The sequence below is a fragment of the Streptomyces sp. NPDC032472 genome (assembly GCF_040636955.1).
GTDB lineage: Bacteria > Actinomycetota > Actinomycetes > Streptomycetales > Streptomycetaceae > Streptomyces.
This window is the reverse complement of sequence record NZ_JBEZVK010000071.1, coordinates 18,338-34,683: the sequence shown is the minus strand read 5'-3', so window position 1 is coordinate 34,683 and position 16,346 is coordinate 18,338. Positions and strand designations below refer to the sequence as shown.

At 73.0% G+C, this 16,346-nt stretch carries 12 protein-coding genes and 1 pseudogene; 6 read left to right on the top strand and 7 right to left on the bottom strand.

Features of this window, described 5'->3' with window-relative positions; all coding sequences use genetic code 11:
• Together AB0F11_RS31505 and AB0F11_RS31500 are read right to left on the bottom strand one after the other, a co-directional pair.
• Positions 1-288 (bottom strand): annotated as a pseudogene (locus tag AB0F11_RS31505) (hypothetical protein); the annotation flags it as partial.
• A 390-nt stretch (positions 289-678) separates the two neighbouring features.
• On the bottom strand, positions 679-3,123 hold the full coding sequence (locus AB0F11_RS31500; RefSeq protein WP_362181051.1) for a SpoIIE family protein phosphatase: 2,445 nt from the start codon (positions 3,121-3,123) through the stop codon (positions 679-681).
• A gap of 285 nt (positions 3,124-3,408) precedes the next feature.
• Here AB0F11_RS31500 and AB0F11_RS31495 point away from each other — a divergent pair, with 285 nt between their 5' ends.
• The 4 genes from AB0F11_RS31495 to AB0F11_RS31480 all read left to right on the top strand — a co-directional run bounded on the left by AB0F11_RS31495 (position 3,409) and on the right by AB0F11_RS31480 (position 8,664).
• Positions 3,409-4,845, top strand: coding sequence for an amidohydrolase family protein (locus tag AB0F11_RS31495; RefSeq protein WP_362181048.1), 1,437 nt, complete (start codon positions 3,409-3,411; stop codon positions 4,843-4,845).
• Positions 4,846-5,108: 263 nt separating this feature from the next.
• On the top strand, positions 5,109-6,461 hold the full coding sequence (locus AB0F11_RS31490; RefSeq protein ID WP_362181045.1) for a uracil-xanthine permease family protein: 1,353 nt from the start codon (positions 5,109-5,111) through the stop codon (positions 6,459-6,461).
• Entirely contained in the window at positions 6,458-7,957 is a 1,500-nt protein-coding gene (locus AB0F11_RS31485) for an amidohydrolase family protein (protein ID WP_362181042.1), read from the top strand. The genes AB0F11_RS31490 and AB0F11_RS31485 overlap by 4 nt, the downstream gene beginning before the upstream one ends.
• On the top strand, positions 7,954-8,664 hold the full coding sequence (locus AB0F11_RS31480; RefSeq protein ID WP_362181039.1) for a sulfite exporter TauE/SafE family protein: 711 nt from the start codon (positions 7,954-7,956) through the stop codon (positions 8,662-8,664). Before AB0F11_RS31485 ends, AB0F11_RS31480 begins: the two co-directional genes overlap by 4 nt.
• Here the strand turns inward: AB0F11_RS31480 and AB0F11_RS31475 are convergent.
• Positions 8,648-9,781 (bottom strand): LacI family DNA-binding transcriptional regulator, encoded by a 1,134-nt coding sequence (locus AB0F11_RS31475; RefSeq protein WP_362181037.1) that lies wholly within the window; start codon positions 9,779-9,781, stop codon positions 8,648-8,650. The two genes, AB0F11_RS31480 and AB0F11_RS31475, sit on opposite strands and share 17 nt — an antisense overlap.
• A 219-nt stretch (positions 9,782-10,000) precedes the next feature.
• Here AB0F11_RS31475 and AB0F11_RS31470 point away from each other — a divergent pair, with 219 nt between their 5' ends.
• Complete coding sequence (locus tag AB0F11_RS31470) at positions 10,001-10,888, top strand: LysR family transcriptional regulator (protein ID WP_362181034.1); 888 nt, start codon at positions 10,001-10,003, stop codon at positions 10,886-10,888.
• 16 nt (positions 10,889-10,904) lie between these two features.
• Here AB0F11_RS31470 and AB0F11_RS31465 read toward each other — a convergent pair whose 3' ends face one another.
• The 4 genes from AB0F11_RS31465 to aceA all read right to left on the bottom strand — a co-directional run bounded on the left by AB0F11_RS31465 (position 10,905) and on the right by aceA (position 14,582).
• A complete protein-coding gene (locus AB0F11_RS31465) occupies positions 10,905-11,687 on the bottom strand; it encodes an alpha/beta fold hydrolase (RefSeq protein ID WP_362181031.1) in 783 nt (260 codons plus the stop codon).
• A gap of 56 nt (positions 11,688-11,743) precedes the next feature.
• Positions 11,744-12,292, bottom strand: coding sequence for an SgcJ/EcaC family oxidoreductase (locus tag AB0F11_RS31460; RefSeq protein ID WP_362181028.1), 549 nt, complete (start codon positions 12,290-12,292; stop codon positions 11,744-11,746).
• 10 nt (positions 12,293-12,302) lie between these two features.
• Positions 12,303-12,965, bottom strand: a complete 663-nt coding sequence (locus AB0F11_RS31455; RefSeq protein ID WP_362181025.1) for a hemerythrin domain-containing protein — start codon at positions 12,963-12,965, stop codon at positions 12,303-12,305.
• 330 nt (positions 12,966-13,295) lie between these two features.
• On the bottom strand, positions 13,296-14,582 hold the full coding sequence (aceA, locus tag AB0F11_RS31450) for an isocitrate lyase (RefSeq protein ID WP_362181022.1): 1,287 nt from the start codon (positions 14,580-14,582) through the stop codon (positions 13,296-13,298).
• Positions 14,583-14,880: 298 nt separating this feature from the next.
• Here aceA and AB0F11_RS31445 point away from each other — a divergent pair, with 298 nt between their 5' ends.
• On the top strand, positions 14,881-16,296 hold the full coding sequence (locus tag AB0F11_RS31445) for a short-chain fatty acyl-CoA regulator family protein (protein WP_362181019.1): 1,416 nt from the start codon (positions 14,881-14,883) through the stop codon (positions 16,294-16,296).
• The last annotated feature ends 50 nt before the right edge of the window (positions 16,297-16,346 follow it).

The following is a 16,346-nucleotide window of genomic DNA, read 5'->3' as shown; positions in this document are numbered from 1 at the left end:
GGCCGGGGCGGTGCCGCCGTCGGGGGAGGTCGAAGGGGCGGGGGCCGGGGCGGCGGGGGCACCGGCCGATGCCGCACCGGTGGGCGTTGCCGCCGCCTGCGGCTGGATGGTGGCCGGGTCGTGGCCCAGCTGCCGGCCCACGACCGCCCCGCCCACGGCGACCACCATGACACCGCCGATGATCAGCGCCATGGTCTTCGCCTTCTTCTTGGCCCGCTTCTGACGCGCCTTCTTGTCCGGATGCTGCCCCTCGGTCCGCCCGCCCTGGACGATGATCCCGCCCTGCACGATGATCCCGTCACCGCCGTGGTGGCCGATGGCCCGGGGGTCGTCCTGCTTGGGACCGATCGCCCGAGGGTCATCCTGCTTCGGACCGATCGCCCGAGGATCATCCTGCTTCGGACCGATCGCCCGAGGATCATCCTGCTTCGGACCGATCGCCCGAGGGTCATCCTGCTTCGGACCGATCGCCCGAGGATCGTCCTGCTTCGGACCGATCGCCCGAGGATCGTTCTGACCCGGAGTCGGGTCGGTGAAGCCTCCGCCGGTGCCCGGGACACCTCTGCCGTCACTCATGGCGCGAACCCCCTGTGGTCACGTGATGGGCCGCTCCCACTCAGCCACTTTCCGGCCACGAGGTCCATCCCCGTGACGTGACGACCACGTCCCGATCGTGCGTCAGCTTTCCGTGCGGTGCCAGGGGATCTCGGCCCACACCTGCTTGCCGCCGCTGAGCGGCACCGAGCCCCAGGCCGTCGTCGTCGCCTCGACGATGAGCAGCCCGCGGCCGCCGGTCGACTCCCAGCTCACCTCCACCGGCTTGACGGGGCTGCGCGGCGAGGCGTCGTTCACCGAGATCCGCAGCCGGTCCGCCGACAGGGTCAGATCCATCCCGACCTCGCCCTGCGTGTGGGCGATGGCGTTGGTGACCAGCTCGGACACGACCAGCAGAGCGGTGTCGAGCTCCTCGACCACTCCCCAGGACCGCAGGGTGCGCGCGGTGAACCTGCGCGCGTGCATGACCGCGTTGGGCAGCCTCCACACCGTCCAGTGGCTCCGCCGCGGCCGGCCCCGGGTGCCGTCGTAGCGCAGCAGCAGCAACGCCATGTCGTCGTCGCGGCGGCCCACGGCGAGGACCAACTCGTCGGCGATCCCTCCGATATCGACCGGGTCGGCCGCGGCGAGCACCTCGCACACCCGCCGCATGCCCTCGTCCAGGGGCAGCCTGGAGGACTCGACCAGACCGTCCGTCAGCATGACGAGCAGGGTGCCGGGGGTCAGCCCCACCTCGGTCATGGGGAATTCGGCCTCCGCGAGCACTCCCAGCGGGGGTCCGCCCTCGACCGCCATCTCCTCGGCGACGCCGTCGGGATGGCGCAGTACGGGCGGAAGGTGGCCGGCCCGCACGACCCTGGCGATGCCCTCCTCCATGTCCAGGTCCACGTACCCGCAGGTGGCGAACAGATCGGTCTCCATGCCGACGAGCAGCCGGTTGGCCCGCGCGACCACCACGTCGGGCGGGTGGCCCTCCACCGCGTAGGCCCTGACCGCCGTACGCATCTGGCCCATGATGGTGGCGGCTCCGGCACTGTGCCCCTGTACGTCCCCGATGACGAAGGCCACATGGCCGTCGCCGAGCGGAATGACGTCGTACCAGTCACCGCCGACCTCGAGGCCCGCCGTCGCGGGGAGGTAGCGGGCGACGGCGACCCCGCCCGGCAGCTCGGGGAGCTTGCGGGGCAGCAGGCTGCGCTGGAGCATCGTGGCGAGTTCGTGGCCCGCGTCCAGGGCGTGGGCGCGTACCAGCGCCTGCCCCACCAGCCCCGCGGCCGCGGTCAGCAGCGAACGCTCCTCCGGTGCGAACCGGTGGTCCGCGTCCCACCCCACCAGGCACACCCCGACCATCCGGCCTTCGGCGGGCAGCGGCAGCACCGCGAGGCCACCGGGCCCGACGCCCAGCAGGCCGCGCTCCAGGGCAGCGCCCGGCGGCCACAGGCTCATGTGGCCGCCGCGCAGCGCGCTCTGCAGGGTGGGCAGGTCGCCGAGCGGTACGTCGGGCCACTCGGACCGCCATTCCGAGCGCCAGGTCTCGGGCCAGGCATCGGGCTCCGCAGGGTCGAGGGCGGTGGTGATGAGCCGATCGGGTTCCAGTTCGCCGACCGCGACCCGGGAGGCGCCGAGCGGATCGCGCAGGGCGGCCACCGCGATCCGGCTGACCTCCCGGACGGTCGCCGCTCCCGCCAACGTGGCCGAGAGCCGTTGCACGAGGGAGACCTCGTCGGCGCTGGGGCGCAGGTAGGTGGCATCGGCCACCACGCCCAGGACGCGCTGCGGCGCGCCGCCGGAGTCGATCTCCACGCGGCACCGCAGCCCCAGCCAGCGCAGCTCGCCGTTCGGGCGGCGGATGCGGAACGCCAGCTGCTGTCCGTCGGCGGCCAGCGGGTCCGGCTCGACGATCGCCATCAGTGCGGGCATGTCGTCGGGGACGGCGCAGGCGAGCAGGGTCTCCACCTGCCCGTCGAACTCCTCGGGGGGCAGGCCGAGCAGTTCCAGCACGTGCGCGTGGGCCTCCATGCGGCCGGTGCTGAGTTCCAGGATGAAGGCGCCGCCCTGGTCGGGCACCAGGGACTGCCCCAGATGCGCCTGCGGGGCCTGGCGTCCGGCGAAGCGGGCGGCGACCGTTTCGAGTCCGGCGGCCACCTGATCGGCGTAGAGCTCCAGGAGGATGCGGTCGTCGGCGCCGAACCCGCCGTCCCCGACCTTCCCGGCGACGACCAGGCACCCGAGCTCCGGGTCGCCGTGGCCCAGGGGCAGTGCGCCCAGCGAGACCCTGGCCGGCGGGTCGGGGCCACCGTCGCGGATCCGGGTGGGAAAGTGGTGGGGATCGTCCTCGACGAACGTGGCGAGTTCCTTGGGGGTCAGCCAGAGCGGGCGGCCGGAGCGGTAGGCGTTGGCGGCGGGCGAATGGCCGGCCACGGCGAGAATCGCGGGCAGCCCGTAGAGAACGCCGCGGTTTCCGGTCAGCTCGGCCAGATGGAGCTCCCTGCCCTGGTCGGCGACGACGTAGACAGCGGCAAGCTCAGCGCCGCAGAACGCAAAGCGATGACTGGTCACCGTCTGCATCGCCTCCTCCCGAGGACAACCCGCGGGCCTCGCTCCCTCCATGCTGTCGCGCCGGGGACGGTCCGGGCGAGTCGGAACCGCGGGCAGGCGCCGGTGCGGGGGCATCGACCGCTGCCGGACAGCGGACGGAGCAGCCGGCGCGGAAAAACTTTTCCGCTGACGTCTATCGACGGGGCGTTCGCTGGGAATGCTGCGTGTAGTCTCCCGCCCCTCCGCTCGACGCTCCGTACCGGCGTCCCGCTCCGGGCGGGCCTTCCGTTCTGAGCCCTCGGGAGGTAACACGCCATGCAGTCGGTCCCCCCTCCGCCGCCGGCACCGGCACCCAGCCGCCGCAACCTGCTCACCGGCCTCGGCCTGGCCGCCGCCGCCCCGCTCGTCCTCGGCGCCACCCCCCGCACCGCACACCGCGACCACGTCTCCCGCCCGCCCGTTCCGGGCAGCCGGACGGTCCTGCTCCGCAGAGCCGCCCTGGTGCTCACCATGGACCCCGCCCTCGGCCGCGGTCCCCTCGGCGCCGTCGACGACGCCGACGTCCTGATGCGGGACGGCGCCGTCGCCGCCGTCGGCCCGGCACTTGCGACACCGCCCGGCGCCTGGGTGGTGGACGCCTCGGGCAAGCTGGTCATGCCGGGGTTCGTCGACACCCACAACCACCTCTGGCAGGCGGTGATCCGCGGCGGGTGTACCGACCGGGACTTATTCGGCTGGTTCCGGGGGTGTACCGACCCGCAGCGCGGCCTCCTGACCCCCACGGCCGTCCACAGCTTCGTGCGGCTCGCCGCCCTCGACGCCGTCCAGTCGGGCGTGACCACGCTGGTGGACTGGGTGGACATCTTCTCGTACGACCTCATCGAGAGCTACGTACGGGCCCTGGCCGACACCGGGATGCGGTTCACGTACGCCATGTTCCCGCCGACGCCCGACGCGGCGCTGGCCACGAAGGTGAAGCGAGAGCTCGTCGACCCGGTGCCGCTCGGCTCCTTCCAGATCGCCACGCACGCGGCGCGGGCCGTCGAGGCCCACAACCGCGCCCACTGGGAGACCGCCCAGGACCTGGGGGTCATGCTCAACTCCCATGTGCTGGAACGACCCGAGCAGCGCGCCGACGACCCCCTCGGGGTCCTCACCGACATCGGCGCCCTGGGTCCCCGGCTCCTGATCAACCATGCGGTCCACCTGACGGACGCGGAGATCGCCGCCGTCGCCGAGCACGACGTGCGGGTGGCCCACTGCCCGCTCAGCAACATGCGGCTGGCCTCCGGCATCATGCGGCTGTCCGACCTCGGGCGCAGCGGCGTCAAGGTCGGGCTCGGCCTGGACGGCGGAACCAACGACAGCTCGGACTTCCACGCGCTGATGAAGGCGGCCGTCGGCCTGCAGCGCGCCCGTACGACCCAGGCCGGGGTCTTCCCGCAGGTGCACGACGTCCTGCGGATGGCCACCCTGGGCGGCGCCGAGGTCCTCGGCCTCGCGGACCGGGTGGGCTCGCTGACTCCCGGCAAGCGGGCCGACGTCGTGGTGATCGACCCGGCCGCCCTGAACTTCGCACCGCGCTTCGACTGGGTCGGCCAGATCGTCTTCAACGGACGGCCCGAGAACGTCGACGCCGTGTTCGTGGACGGGCGGCCGCTGAAACTCGGCGGCCGGCTGGTCGACATCGACACCGACCGCGTCGTACGGGAGGCCGAGGCGGCCGCCACCCGCCTGCGCACGGCCGGATAGACGGCGACCGCATCCCGGCATCCCCTGTGGCCTCAAATGGTCGGGGATGCCGGGATGTTGCAGGCGCTGCAGCCTTCGCCGCAATCAGTGGAAGCAGTGCCTCCACAACTCTTGACGGGTCTTCAAGAGCCCTCACATACTGGCGGCCAAATCGATTTGGCCAAAACGATTTGGCTCCTGCCCCGGAGCCGGATCGCGGGCCGAAGCCGGAGCGAGCCGAACGGAGCTCGAACGTGTCCAGTCCCAGCACTCTCCCCCATCCCGTGGACCAATCCCGCCCCCTGAGCCGGATCCTGCTGTTCGGCGTCCAGCACGTCCTCGTCATGGCGGCGACCCCCGTCTCGGCGATCTTCCTGATGAGCGCGACCCTCCACCTCGGTCCCGGTCTCACCGTGAACCTGCTCTCGGCGGCCTTCGTGCTCTCCGGGATCGGTTCGCTGATCCAGTCGCTGGGCCCGTGGAAGTTCGGGCCCCGGCTGCCGTTCGTCATGCTGCCCGGCGGGGCCCCGCTGATCCTCTTCCTGGCCATAGCCGAACAGCACGGCGTGCGCACCGCCACCGGGGCGGTGATCATCAGCGCGGCCTTCTACTTCGTCGTCCTGCCGGTCTTCTCCCGCCTGCTGCGGTTCTTCCCCACCCTGGTCATCGGCACGATGATCGTCATAGTCGGGGTCAACCTGGTGAAGGTCGGCGCGCTGCTCGTCACCGGACGTCCCGGACAGTCCGGCTTCGCCGACCCCGTGAACCTGGCGCTCGGCCTGGCGACGATCGGCTTCACGGTCGTCCTGTACTGGCTGTTCAGCGGCGTCCTGCGGCAACTCGCCGTGATGCTGGGCCTGATCGCCGGCAGCGTGCTGGCCTTCGCCCTCGGGCGGATCGACTTCGGCGGCATCGCCGAAGGCGGGGTGCTGAGCGCCCCGCAGCTGATGCCGTTCGGCACGCCGGAGTTCCACCTCCTCGCCGCGCTGCCCCTGATGCTGTACGGCCTGGCCTCCATGGCGGAGGCCACCGGGCAGACCGTCATCAACGCCGAGACCGTGGGCAAGGAGATCGACCGGCGCACCCACGTGCCGCGGACCATCCGCGGCGACGCCCTCGTCTCCTTCCTCGCCGGCTTCCTCGGGCTGCCGCTGATGGTGACCAGCGGCGAGAACATCGGCATCGTCCGGGTCACCGGTGTGCGCAGCCGGTTCGTGACCGCGGCCGCCGGCGTCGTGCTCGTCGCCATCGGCTTCCTCGCCCCCGTCGTCCGCGCCATCAGCGTCATCCCGTCCGCCGTCGTCGGCGGGACCGCAATGGTGGTCTTCGCAGTGATCACGGTGCTCGGCATCCAGATGTTGGGCAGGGCCGAACTCGACCGGCACTCCCATGCGTTCATCTGCGCCGTCGCCCTCGCCCTGGGCCTGCTGCCCATCCTCGTCCCCGGTGTGTACGCGGGCCTGCCGTCCGGCGCACGGATCCTGCTCGAAAGCGGCGTAGCCGTCGGCGCGTTCACCGCTGCCGTCCTCAACGTCCTGTTCCACCACGTACGGCCGCGGCCGGACCGCATCCGGGCCGCACGGCCGGCCGCCGGCCCCGTCGACGCCGGCAGCCCCCGCCCCCTGCCCCACGGATGACCCCGTACCCGAAGGACGAGATGACCCACCCGATGACACCCGACAACGCCACCGCGCAGGGCCCGGCCGTGCACGGGCCGCCGGCTCCCGACCACCTGGCCGCCGAGGAGCAACTCCTCGTCCCCGCCGTCGTGATGACCCCCGAGGGCCCGATGGAGGGGTACGCGGCCGTGGTCGCCGACGGCGCCTTCCGGGCCGTCGGGCCGGCCGCCCGGCTGGAGCGCGAGCACCCCCACCTGACCCCGGTCCGGCTGCCCGGGCACGTGCTGATGCCGGGGTTCGTCGACGCGCACCACCACCTGACGCAGAGCTTCGGCTCGGCCCTGGCCTTCGGCGAGCCCTCCGAGATCTTCCGCCGCGTGTGGGTCCCGCTGGAGGGGGCCCTGGACGAGGAATCCGCGTACGTCGCCGCGAAGCTGGCGGCGCTCGAATCACTGCGGGGCGGGTTCACCACCGTGTCGGACGCCGGCACCCGGGCCTCGGTGGACCTCGACGTCGTGGCCACGGCCACCCGTGACGCCGGGATCCGCTGCGTCCTGGGGCTCGTCTGCAACGACGCCGCCGATGCGGAAGGCGTCGAGGGCGCCGGCGGCGGGGCCCGCGCGGACGGCGCCGCCGCCCTGGCCGCCGCCGAGGCACACCTCGCCCGGTATGCCGGCGCGTCGCTGGTCCACCCGTCGCTGGCGGTCTCCGTCCCGGACGCCGCCACGGCGAACACCCTGCGAGGCACCGCCCGGCTCGCCGCCGAAGCCGGCGCCGTCGTCCAGATCCACGTCAACGAACACCTCGCCGCCGTGGAACGGTCCCTCGTCCGGCACGGCTTGCGCCCGCTGGAGTACCTGCGGGAGGCCGGCGCCCTGGGACCGCAGCTGCTGGCCGCGCACGCCACCCTGGTCACGCCCGCCGAGCTGACCCTGCTCGCCGACACGGGCACCGCGGTGAGCTACAACCCCGTCGCCAGCGCCTGGAAGGGCAACGCCGTGGCGCCGGCGACCACCATGGCCGAACGCGGGATCCGCTTCGGCCTGGGCACCGACGGCACCCGCGGCGACGCCTTCCGCCTCGCGGAGGCGGCCGAGTTCGCGCAGCGCCTCGCCTACGGCCTGGCCACCGGGGACTCCTCCTGCGGCGCGGGCTGGTCCTGGCTGGAACGCGGGGGCGCGGGCGGTGCCGACGCCGTCGGCCTCGGGGCGCTCACCGGCCGGATCGCCGCCGGGGCGGCCGCCGACTTCCTGCTCGTCGACGTCAGCGGCCCTGAGATGCGGCCGTCCTGGGACCTGCCCTGGGAGCTGGTGCGGCGCGGGAACCGCGACCAGATCACCGCGGTGTTCGTGGCCGGCAGGCTGCGCATGTGGCAGGGCCGGGCCGTCGGCTGGGACGACCGCGCACTCGTACAGCGGGCGGCCGAGCTGGCCGCAGAGGTGGTCGGGCGGGCCGGGGTGACGCGCGTGCACCCCACCTCCACGCAGGCGCGGGCCAGGAGCGCCGTACGGTGAGCGCCCAGGCGGTGGCGGTCCTCGCCCTGGTGGTGGCGGCCGCCGCGTTCGTCCAGGGGGTCAGCGGCCTCGGCTTCGCGCTGGTCGTCGCGCCGGTGGCCGGTCTGCTCGAACCGGCCCTGCTCCCCGTGTTCGTCCTCGCGTCGATGATCCCGTTGAACGTCTACGTGGCCTGGCGCGAGCGGCGCTCCCTGGATCTGCGGGGCGCGGGCTGGATCACGGCGGCCCGGCTCGCGGCGACCCCCGGCGGGCTCCTGCTGCTCTGGGCCGTGCCCGAGCAGCGGCTCGGCGTGGTCGTCGGGGTGGCCACCGTACTGGCGGCGGCGGTGAGCCTGGCAGCGCCGGCCTTCGTGCCCGGCCGGGCCGCCTACCTGGGGGCGGGGCTCGTCACGGGGCTCACCGAGACCGCGACCGGGGTGGGGGGTCCGCCGCTGGCCCTGGTCTACCAGCACCGCCCGCCGGCCGAGCTGCGGTCCACGGTCGCGCTGTGCTTCCTGGTCGGCGAGGTGGTCTCGCTCGCCCTGCTCCTCGGGACGGGCCGCGGCACCCCGGCGCAGCTGGGCTGGGCCGTGCTGGTGCTGCCGGCCCTGGCCCTCGGGGCGTGGCTGAGCCGCCTGGCGCACCACCGGGTCGACGCCGCGCGGATGCGCCCCCTGGTGCTGGGCTTCGCGCTCGTCTCCGGTGTGGTGCTCATCCTGGCGCCGTGACGCGCAGCGACGAGGCCCGCGCGACGATGCGGGGCGCGGACGGCGGCACTGCCGCCGCGGGCGGCCCCGCGGTGGCGGCGGCGTTGTCCTCGTCGTTCTTGCGCGTCAGGCGCGAGAGGAGCAGCTCGACGGCGTCGGTGGCCGCCCGGTCCAGCTGGAGGTCGACCGCCGTGAGCGGGGGTTCACAGGTACGGGCCCGCGGCCCGTCGTAGCGGGTGACCACCATGACGTCCTCGGGGACGCGACGGCCGCTGTCCCGGATCGCGCGGACGGCGCCCACCGCGAAGACGTCCACGAGTGCGCAGACGGCGTCGATGTCGGGGTGGTCGGCCAGCAGGGCCGCGCAGCGGTCGTAGCCCGCCTGCTCGCCGCCCTCCTCCGCGGCGGTGGCGACCAGGGGGTCCCAGCCCCCCTCGGCGGCGGCGCGTTCGTACGCGGTGCGGGCGTCGACGGAGGAGTGGCGGGTGCCGGCGCCGATGAGGAGCGCCGGGCGGCGGGCCCCCTGCTCGCGCAGGTGCTCCAGCAGCAGTTCGGTGACCGGGCCGCCGCGCAGGTCGACGTACGGGGCGTCCGGTCGCGAGGACACCTCGCGGCCGAGCGCCACGTACGGCAGGCCCCGCTCGCGCAGCTGCGCGACGGCCGGGTCGTCCTCACCGGGCTCGACCACGATCGCGCCGTCGATGTCGAGGGAGTGCAGCGCCGATCCGGACTGCACGGGCGGGACCAGGACCAGGGCGTAGCCGTGCATCATGGCGCGTTCGGCAGCGGCGGCGGCGATCTCCATGTAGAAGCCGAGCCGGGAGGGGCCGGCGGCCACCGCGAAGGGCATCGAAGAGGCGAGGGCGATGGCCTTGGCCTGGCCCTGGCGCAGACGCTGGGCGCGCAGATTGGGCCGGTAGCCGAGTTCGGCGGCGGTCTGCTTGATGCGTTCGCGGGTCCGGGGATCGACCTTGCCCAGCCCGTTCAGGGCATGGGAGACGGTCGTCGGCGACACCGAGGCGGCCCGGGCGACGTCGGCGATCGTCGGGTTCCGCCTGCGGGGACCGGCGGCGGAAGCAGAACCGGAAGCGGAAGCGGAAGCGGAAGCGGAACCGGAACCGGAACCGGAACTGGCCATCGACGGAAACGCTCCTCACTCGGTCGGGACGCTGCCATCTTCGCCGACCGGCCCGCCTTCCTCCAGCCCCTCCCGCCGAAGCCCGGCCCACCGCGCGACCACGGCCTGCACCACACGCTGTTGACACCGCGGCAAGGCGCCCGGCCAGAAAGATGATCACCTTATACTTCTGCGGCTCGACCACCGCGGGGTCGTCGGGAGGGGACACGGGGGGCCGGGATGGAGCTGCGGGACATCGAGATCTTCCTGATGCTGGCCGAGGAGCTGCACTTCGGCCGGACCGCCGAGCGGCTCCGGGTCTCCCAGGCCCGGGTCAGCCAGGCCATCAGGAAGCAGGAGCGGCGCATCGGCGCCGCACTGTTCGAGCGCACCAGCCGCACCGTGCGCCTGACCGACGTCGGCCGCCAGCTGCGCGACGACCTGCAGCCGGTCTACGCCGGCCTGCACGACTCCCTGGAACGCGCCCGGCTCGCCGCCCGCGGCGTCACCGGCCGGCTCCGTGTCGGCATGATGCCGTTCAATCTCGCCGACCTGCACTTCTACTGGAAGGAATTCCGCTCGCGGTACCCGCAGTGGGAGCTGGAGGTCCGCCAGATGGTGTACACCGATCCGTTCGGCCGGCTCCGCAACGGCGAGCTGGACGTCCTGGTCGTCTGGCTGCCCGTGGAGGAGCCGGACTTCACTGTCGGCCCGGTCATGTTGACGGACCCCCGGATCGTCGCCGTGACAGCCGACCACGAGCTCGCGCAGCGGACGTCGGTGCGGCTCGAGATGTTCGCCGACTTCCTGCACACCATGCCGCCCGACGTCCCGGACTACTGGGAGGACGGCTACCTTCCCTTCCACACGCCCCGGGGCCGGACGATCGAGCGCGGCCGGCCCGTGACCAACGCGGAGGAGCTGATCAACCAGGTCGGCATGGGCGAGATCATCCACGGCTTCCCCAGCCACGTCACCCGGCACTGGGGCATGCCGAACATCCGCTGGATACCCGTCCCCGACCTGGCGACCCTGTCCTACGCCCTGGTCTGGCGGACCGATGCCGAGAACGAGCCGATCCGCGCCCTCGCCGACACGGTCCGCGAACTCGGCACGTTCCGGTTCTGACGCGCTGGGCCGGTGGTCAGACGGCAGGCTGCCGCAGACCGGCCGACCGCTGGGCGGCGACCGCGTCGATCGCGGCGGCCACGATGCCGGCATCCTCGGCGAGGAGCCGCGCAGGGTGGCCGGTCGCGGTGGCGAAGACGGTGACCTGGGCGTTGCTCGCCGCGGCCTGCGCGGCGGCAGCCCGCATCCGCAAGGCCCCCGGACACCGACTGCTCCGGACGACGAACACGGTCGGGCAGCGCAGGGCCGCGAAGTCGGCCACGAGACCGCCGTTGACCTCGTCCGTGGCGATGACGACCTCCGCCCTCTGCCGGGGGGACAGCCCGGCGCCGCCGCCGAGCAGGGCCACGACCCGGCCGAGCCCGCCGGATCCGCGCAGCCGCTGTCGTACACGGTTCTTGCCTCCCTCGTCGAACAGTGAGACCGGGTAGGCCCCGTCGACGAGGACCAGACCGCCGACGAGTTCCGGGTACTCCGCCGCGTAGCACACCGCGATCGTCGCCCCGTGGGACCAGCCGACCAGCACCGGCCGCTCGAGCACCGTCGCCTCGATCACCCGGTCGACGTCGTCGATCGCCCCCCGCACCGAGTAGTCGGCGCAGCCACCCGCCCCGCCGCTCGTCCGACCGTCGAACCTGACGGTGCGGTACCTGTCGTCGCCGAGGCGGCTGATGACGCGGTCCCACTGCCGCCGCGTGGAGAAGCCACCGTTCAGGAAGAGCAACGGCGGTCCGTCGCCGAAGGAGTCGACACCGCGCAGGCGGGTGTCGACCGCCGCAACCGTGAACTCTCGTGACATGCGGGCGGGCCTTTCGTGTCTCAGGGTGATGAAGTCGGCCGATACGGGCCGGTGCGTCAGCCGGCGGCGGGAAGGTCGGTTTCGACGGCCGTGGTGTGCTGGCCGACGGCGATGAGCCATCGGCCGTCGGTCTTCGTCATGACGTGGACGGCGGTGCCCGGTGCGACGCCGGGGTGGGCGGCCACCAGGGCGGCCCAACGGCGCCCGGCCGCACTGGACTTCCGGCACCCGCTCGGGGCGGCGCTCCCGTCCCGGTGTCGGCGCAGCAGCTCGTCGAGCAGCTCGCCGTCACGTGTGACCGGCCGGTGCCGGATCCTGACCGCGGCGACGTCCGGCCGGATGAACTGGATGTACTCGGTCTCGAAGGTCGAGGTCAGCGCCTGTCCGACCGTGCCGGGCAGAACCCGGCGGGTGAAGGCGCCGATCTCCTCGATGCCGGTCAGCGCGGTGCCGTACGGGACCGAACAGAGCGCGTCGTGCCGGAACAGCTCCACGAACGCGTCGGGTTGCGCGCTCTGCTGGGCGTCTTCGAGCCGGGCGACCAGCGCCACGATGGCGTCCACGTCCTCCTGGGCAACGGCGACACCGGCGACGTGTGGCTTCATCAACCCCTCCTCACCAGGTGCCGGTGAGTGCGCGGGTGCCCCGGGTGCCCCACGGGTCGAGCGCCTCGTACGCCGGTCGCCACCGGTGCACGTACGCGTGCCGCGCGGGTTCCGGCAGGATCTGGGCCAGCACGGAGGCGACGGTCCGCGCGTCGGCGCCGTCCAGGAGCCAGGGCAGGAGCCGGGCCGCGTCGGGTTCGATCCGCCGGGCGTGGGCGCGCCCGAACAGATCCCACTGCTCCTGGCTCAAGACGCTCCGGACCAGCGGGAAGACGGCCTCCTCCTCGTGGTCGAGGTGCTTGTCCAGGCCGGTGACCAGGGACCCGGTGAGTTCGCCGAGGAGGTCGAGGCCGACGTCGGGGTCGGCGAGCGCCTCGTCGATCGCCCCGACGAGGGAGACGAGCGCGGCGTGCTCGGCCTCGATCGCCTCCAGCCGCGTCAGGTCGAAGGGACGGCCGACCAGGCCCCGGCGCAGCGGGGGCCACAGCGCTTCGTCCTCGGCCGTCTGGTGGGCGTGCAGGGCGCTCCGGAACATTGCCCAGCCGGGGGCCGTCCGCAGGACGTGCCGGGGATCGGGGTGAGGGCGGGCGGTGGCCCGAGCCAGCTGCCGCAACTCCCTCCGCAGTGCGCCGTGCACCGTGTACGTCACGGTCATGTCGAGCCTGTCGCTCACGTCTGTCCGACTCCTGGTACCGAGGATGGCTGGGTGAGCCAGGTTCAAGCGGTGACGGCATGACCCGCCCCTGGCACGAAACAGCCTCCTCCGGCACCACCGCCCGATCAACGCAGACTTGCTGCGTTGATCGATAACCCAGCGGTTATCGCGGTGCGGGACCGCCGTGTACGGCCGGCCCACAACGCAAGGGGTGCGACGGACACCACTCCGCCGCACCCCGTTCACCACGCGCCGCCGGGCCCCTCATGCCCGGCGGCACCACCGGGTCCCTCAGCAGTCCCGGTCGTATGTGTGGAACCCCCGGCCGTCTCACGGCCGGCAGCGGGCTCAGTGGAACTGCTCTTCCTCCGTGGAGCCGGTCAGCGCGGTGGTGGAGGAGGCGGGGTTGACGGCGGTGGAGACCAGGTCGAAGTAGCCGGTGCCGACCTCGCGCTGGTGCCTGACCGCGGTGAACCCGTGCTCCTGCGCGGCGAACTCGCGCTCCTGCAGGTCGACGTACGCCGTCATGCCGTGCTCGGCGTATCCGCGGGCGAGGTCGAACATGCCGTGGTTGAGCGAGTGGAAGCCGGCCAGGGTGACGAACTGGAACTTGTAGCCCATGGCACCGAGTTCACGCTGGAACTTGGCGATCCGGTCATCGTCCAGGGCGGCCTTCCAGTTGAAGGACGGCGAGCAGTTGTAGGCCAGCATCTTGTCCGGGTACCGGGCGTGGATCGCCTCGGCGAACTCGCGGGCCCGGGCCAGGTCCGGGGTGCCGGTCTCCATCCAGACGAGGTCCGCGTACGGGGCGTAGGCGAGGCCGCGGGAGATGACCGGAGCCATGCCGTTCTGCACCCGGTGGAAGCCCTCCGCCGTGCGCTCGCCGGTGGCGAACTGCGCGTCGCGCTCGTCGACATCGCTGGTCAGCAGGTTCGCCGCGAGGGCGTCCGTGCGGGCGATGACGAGGGTGGGGGTGTCCGCGATGTCGGCGGCCAGGCGGGCCGCGTTGAGGGTGCGGACGTGCTGGGAGGTCGGGACGAGGACCTTGCCGCCGAGGTGGCCGCACTTCTTCTCGGAGGCCAGCTGGTCCTCGTAGTGGATGCCCGCCGCACCCGCCGCGATCATGGCCTTGGTCAGCTCGAAGGCGTTCAGCGGGCCGCCGAAGCCCGCCTCGGCGTCGGCGACTATCGGCGCCAACCAGTCCGTGGTGTCGGTGCCGCCCTCCGCCGTCGCGATCTGGTCGGCCCGCAGCAGCGCGTTGTTGATCCGACGGACCACCTGGGGGACCGAGTTGACCGGGTACAGGGACTGGTCCGGGTAGGTGTGTCCGGCCTGGTTGGCGTCCGCGGCCACCTGCCAGCCGGACAGGTAGATCGCCTGCAGCCCGGCGCGCACCTGCTGCACGGCCTGGCCGCCGGTCAGCGCGCCGAGCGCATGGACGTAGTCGAGCTCGTGGAGCCGGCGCCACAGCCGCTCGGCCCCGCGCCGGGCCAGGGTGTGCTCCTCGCGGACGCTGCCGGAGAGCCGGACCACGTCCTGCGCCGAATACGTGCGCTCGATGCCCGCCCACCGCGGGTCCGTGGCCCACCGCTGCTTCAGCTGCTCGGCCGCCGCCGTCGTGTCCGTGTCTGCCATGACCGTCACCGTCCGTCTCCGTGCGTCGCGTCTGCCAACGGGCCCGCCCCTCACGGCGAGAGGCTGGCACTCTGTGCCTTGATCGGGTCAGCGTGCGGGCCGGGTCCCGACGGTCGTCCTCAGTGCCGGGGCCTATCGGGCCGCAGGACAGACTCTGGCAGCGGCACGCAGTGTCATCAATGAGGTACGTCTGCCAAGTTCTGCGAATCTTCCGCGGCGGAATTGCCAAGTTTGCAAAGGCTGGAAACGGCAGAACCGCGCATACCCTGGAGCTCGAACGAGGGCGAAGGAGCGGCCGGTGGGCAAGACCTACGCGGGAGCGCGGCTGCGGCGGCTGCGCGAGGAGCGCCGGATGAGCCAGGCCGAGCTCGCCCGGGTGCTCGGCATCTCCCCCAGCTACCTGAACCAGATGGAGCACGACTCGCGTCCGCTGACCGTGCCGGTCCTGCTGCGGCTGACCGAGGCGTTCGGCGTCGACCCCGGGTTCTTCTCCGAACGGGACACCAGCCGCCTCGTCGCCGACCTGCGCGAAGCCCTGGCCAACGAGGTGGCCGAGGCCCGCGTCTCCCCCTCCGACCTGGCGGAACTGGCCACCCGGATGCCCGCCGTCGCCTCCGTCCTGCTGGACCTGGGCCGCCGCAGCCAGCTCCTGGCCGAGCGTCTCGCGGACACCGCGGACGGGCGCGACGTCAGCCCGAGCGCCGCACCGCGCTCACCGCACGAGGAGATCCGCGAGTTCTTCTACCGGCGCCGCAACTACCTGCACGACACCGATCTCGCCGCCGAGGGGCTCGCCCGGGACATCGGCATCCGCCCCGGAGAGGTCGTCCGGGTGCTCGCGAGCCGTCTCACCGACCGGCACGGGGTCCGCCTGGCGTCCGACTCCGACCGACTGCACCACTACGACGGCCGGACGCGTGTCCTGCACCTGTCCGGCCGGCTCCGCCCCGGCCAGCAGGCGTTCCGGATGGCCACCCAGCTGGCCCTGCTGGAGTACGGCGACGAACTGGACCGCCTGGCCGCCGAGGACTTCCCACCCGGCTCCCCCGCGCACGGGCTGGCCCGGATCGGGATCGCGAACTACTTCGCCGCCGCGGTGGTCCTCCCGTACCAGGCCTTCCACACGGCCGCCGAGGAGTTCCGCTACGACATCGAACGCCTCACCGACCAGTTCGGCCTCGGCTACGAGACCGTCTGCCACCGCCTGAGCACCCTCCAGCGGCCCAGGCTGCGCGGGGTGCCGTTCTCCTTCGTCCGTGTCGACCGGGCCGGCAACATGTCCAAACGCCAGTCCGCCACGGGATTCCACTTCTCCCGCGCCGGCGGCACCTGCCCCCTGTGGAACGTCTATGAGGCCTTCGCCTCCCCCGGCCGCATCCACGTCCAGATCGCCGCCATGCCCGACGGGCAGCGCCACCTGTGGACCGCCCGGGCCGTGACCCGCCACCGCGGCGGCTGGGGCGAGCCCGGCAAGACCTTCGCCATCGGCCTCGGCTGCGAGATCCGGCACGCCTCCCGGCTCGTGTACTCCGACGGCCTCGACCTGGACAACGCCTCCGCCGCCACCCGCATCGGCATGGGCTGCCGCCTCTGCGAACGCCTCGACTGCCCCCAGCGCGCCGTCCCGCCCCTCGGCCGCCCCCTCGCCGTCGACGAGAACAGCAGCACCTTCATCCCCTACCCCGTTGCACAGGACCCGGCAGCGTGGGGGTGATCCCCACGGGCCCGCCGGGATGGCCGAAACACTTCCGTGGCGGGCCCACT

Coding starts and splice junctions, on each gene's coding strand:
- AB0F11_RS31460 (WP_362181028.1), bottom strand. CDS start 12,292: ATGAAGCCACACGTCGCCGGTGTCGCCGTTGCCCAGGAGGACGTGGAC.
- AB0F11_RS31485 (WP_362181042.1), top strand. CDS start 6,458: ATGACCCCGTACCCGAAGGACGAGATGACCCACCCGATGACACCCGAC.
- AB0F11_RS31500 (WP_362181051.1), bottom strand. CDS start 3,123: ATGCAGACGGTGACCAGTCATCGCTTTGCGTTCTGCGGCGCTGAGCTT.
- AB0F11_RS31465 (WP_362181031.1), bottom strand. CDS start 11,687: ATGTCACGAGAGTTCACGGTTGCGGCGGTCGACACCCGCCTGCGCGGT.
- aceA (WP_362181022.1), bottom strand. CDS start 14,582: ATGGCAGACACGGACACGACGGCGGCGGCCGAGCAGCTGAAGCAGCGG.
- AB0F11_RS31495 (WP_362181048.1), top strand. CDS start 3,409: ATGCAGTCGGTCCCCCCTCCGCCGCCGGCACCGGCACCCAGCCGCCGC.
- AB0F11_RS31475 (WP_362181037.1), bottom strand. CDS start 9,781: ATGGCCAGTTCCGGTTCCGGTTCCGGTTCCGCTTCCGCTTCCGCTTCC.
- AB0F11_RS31470 (WP_362181034.1), top strand. CDS start 10,001: ATGGAGCTGCGGGACATCGAGATCTTCCTGATGCTGGCCGAGGAGCTG.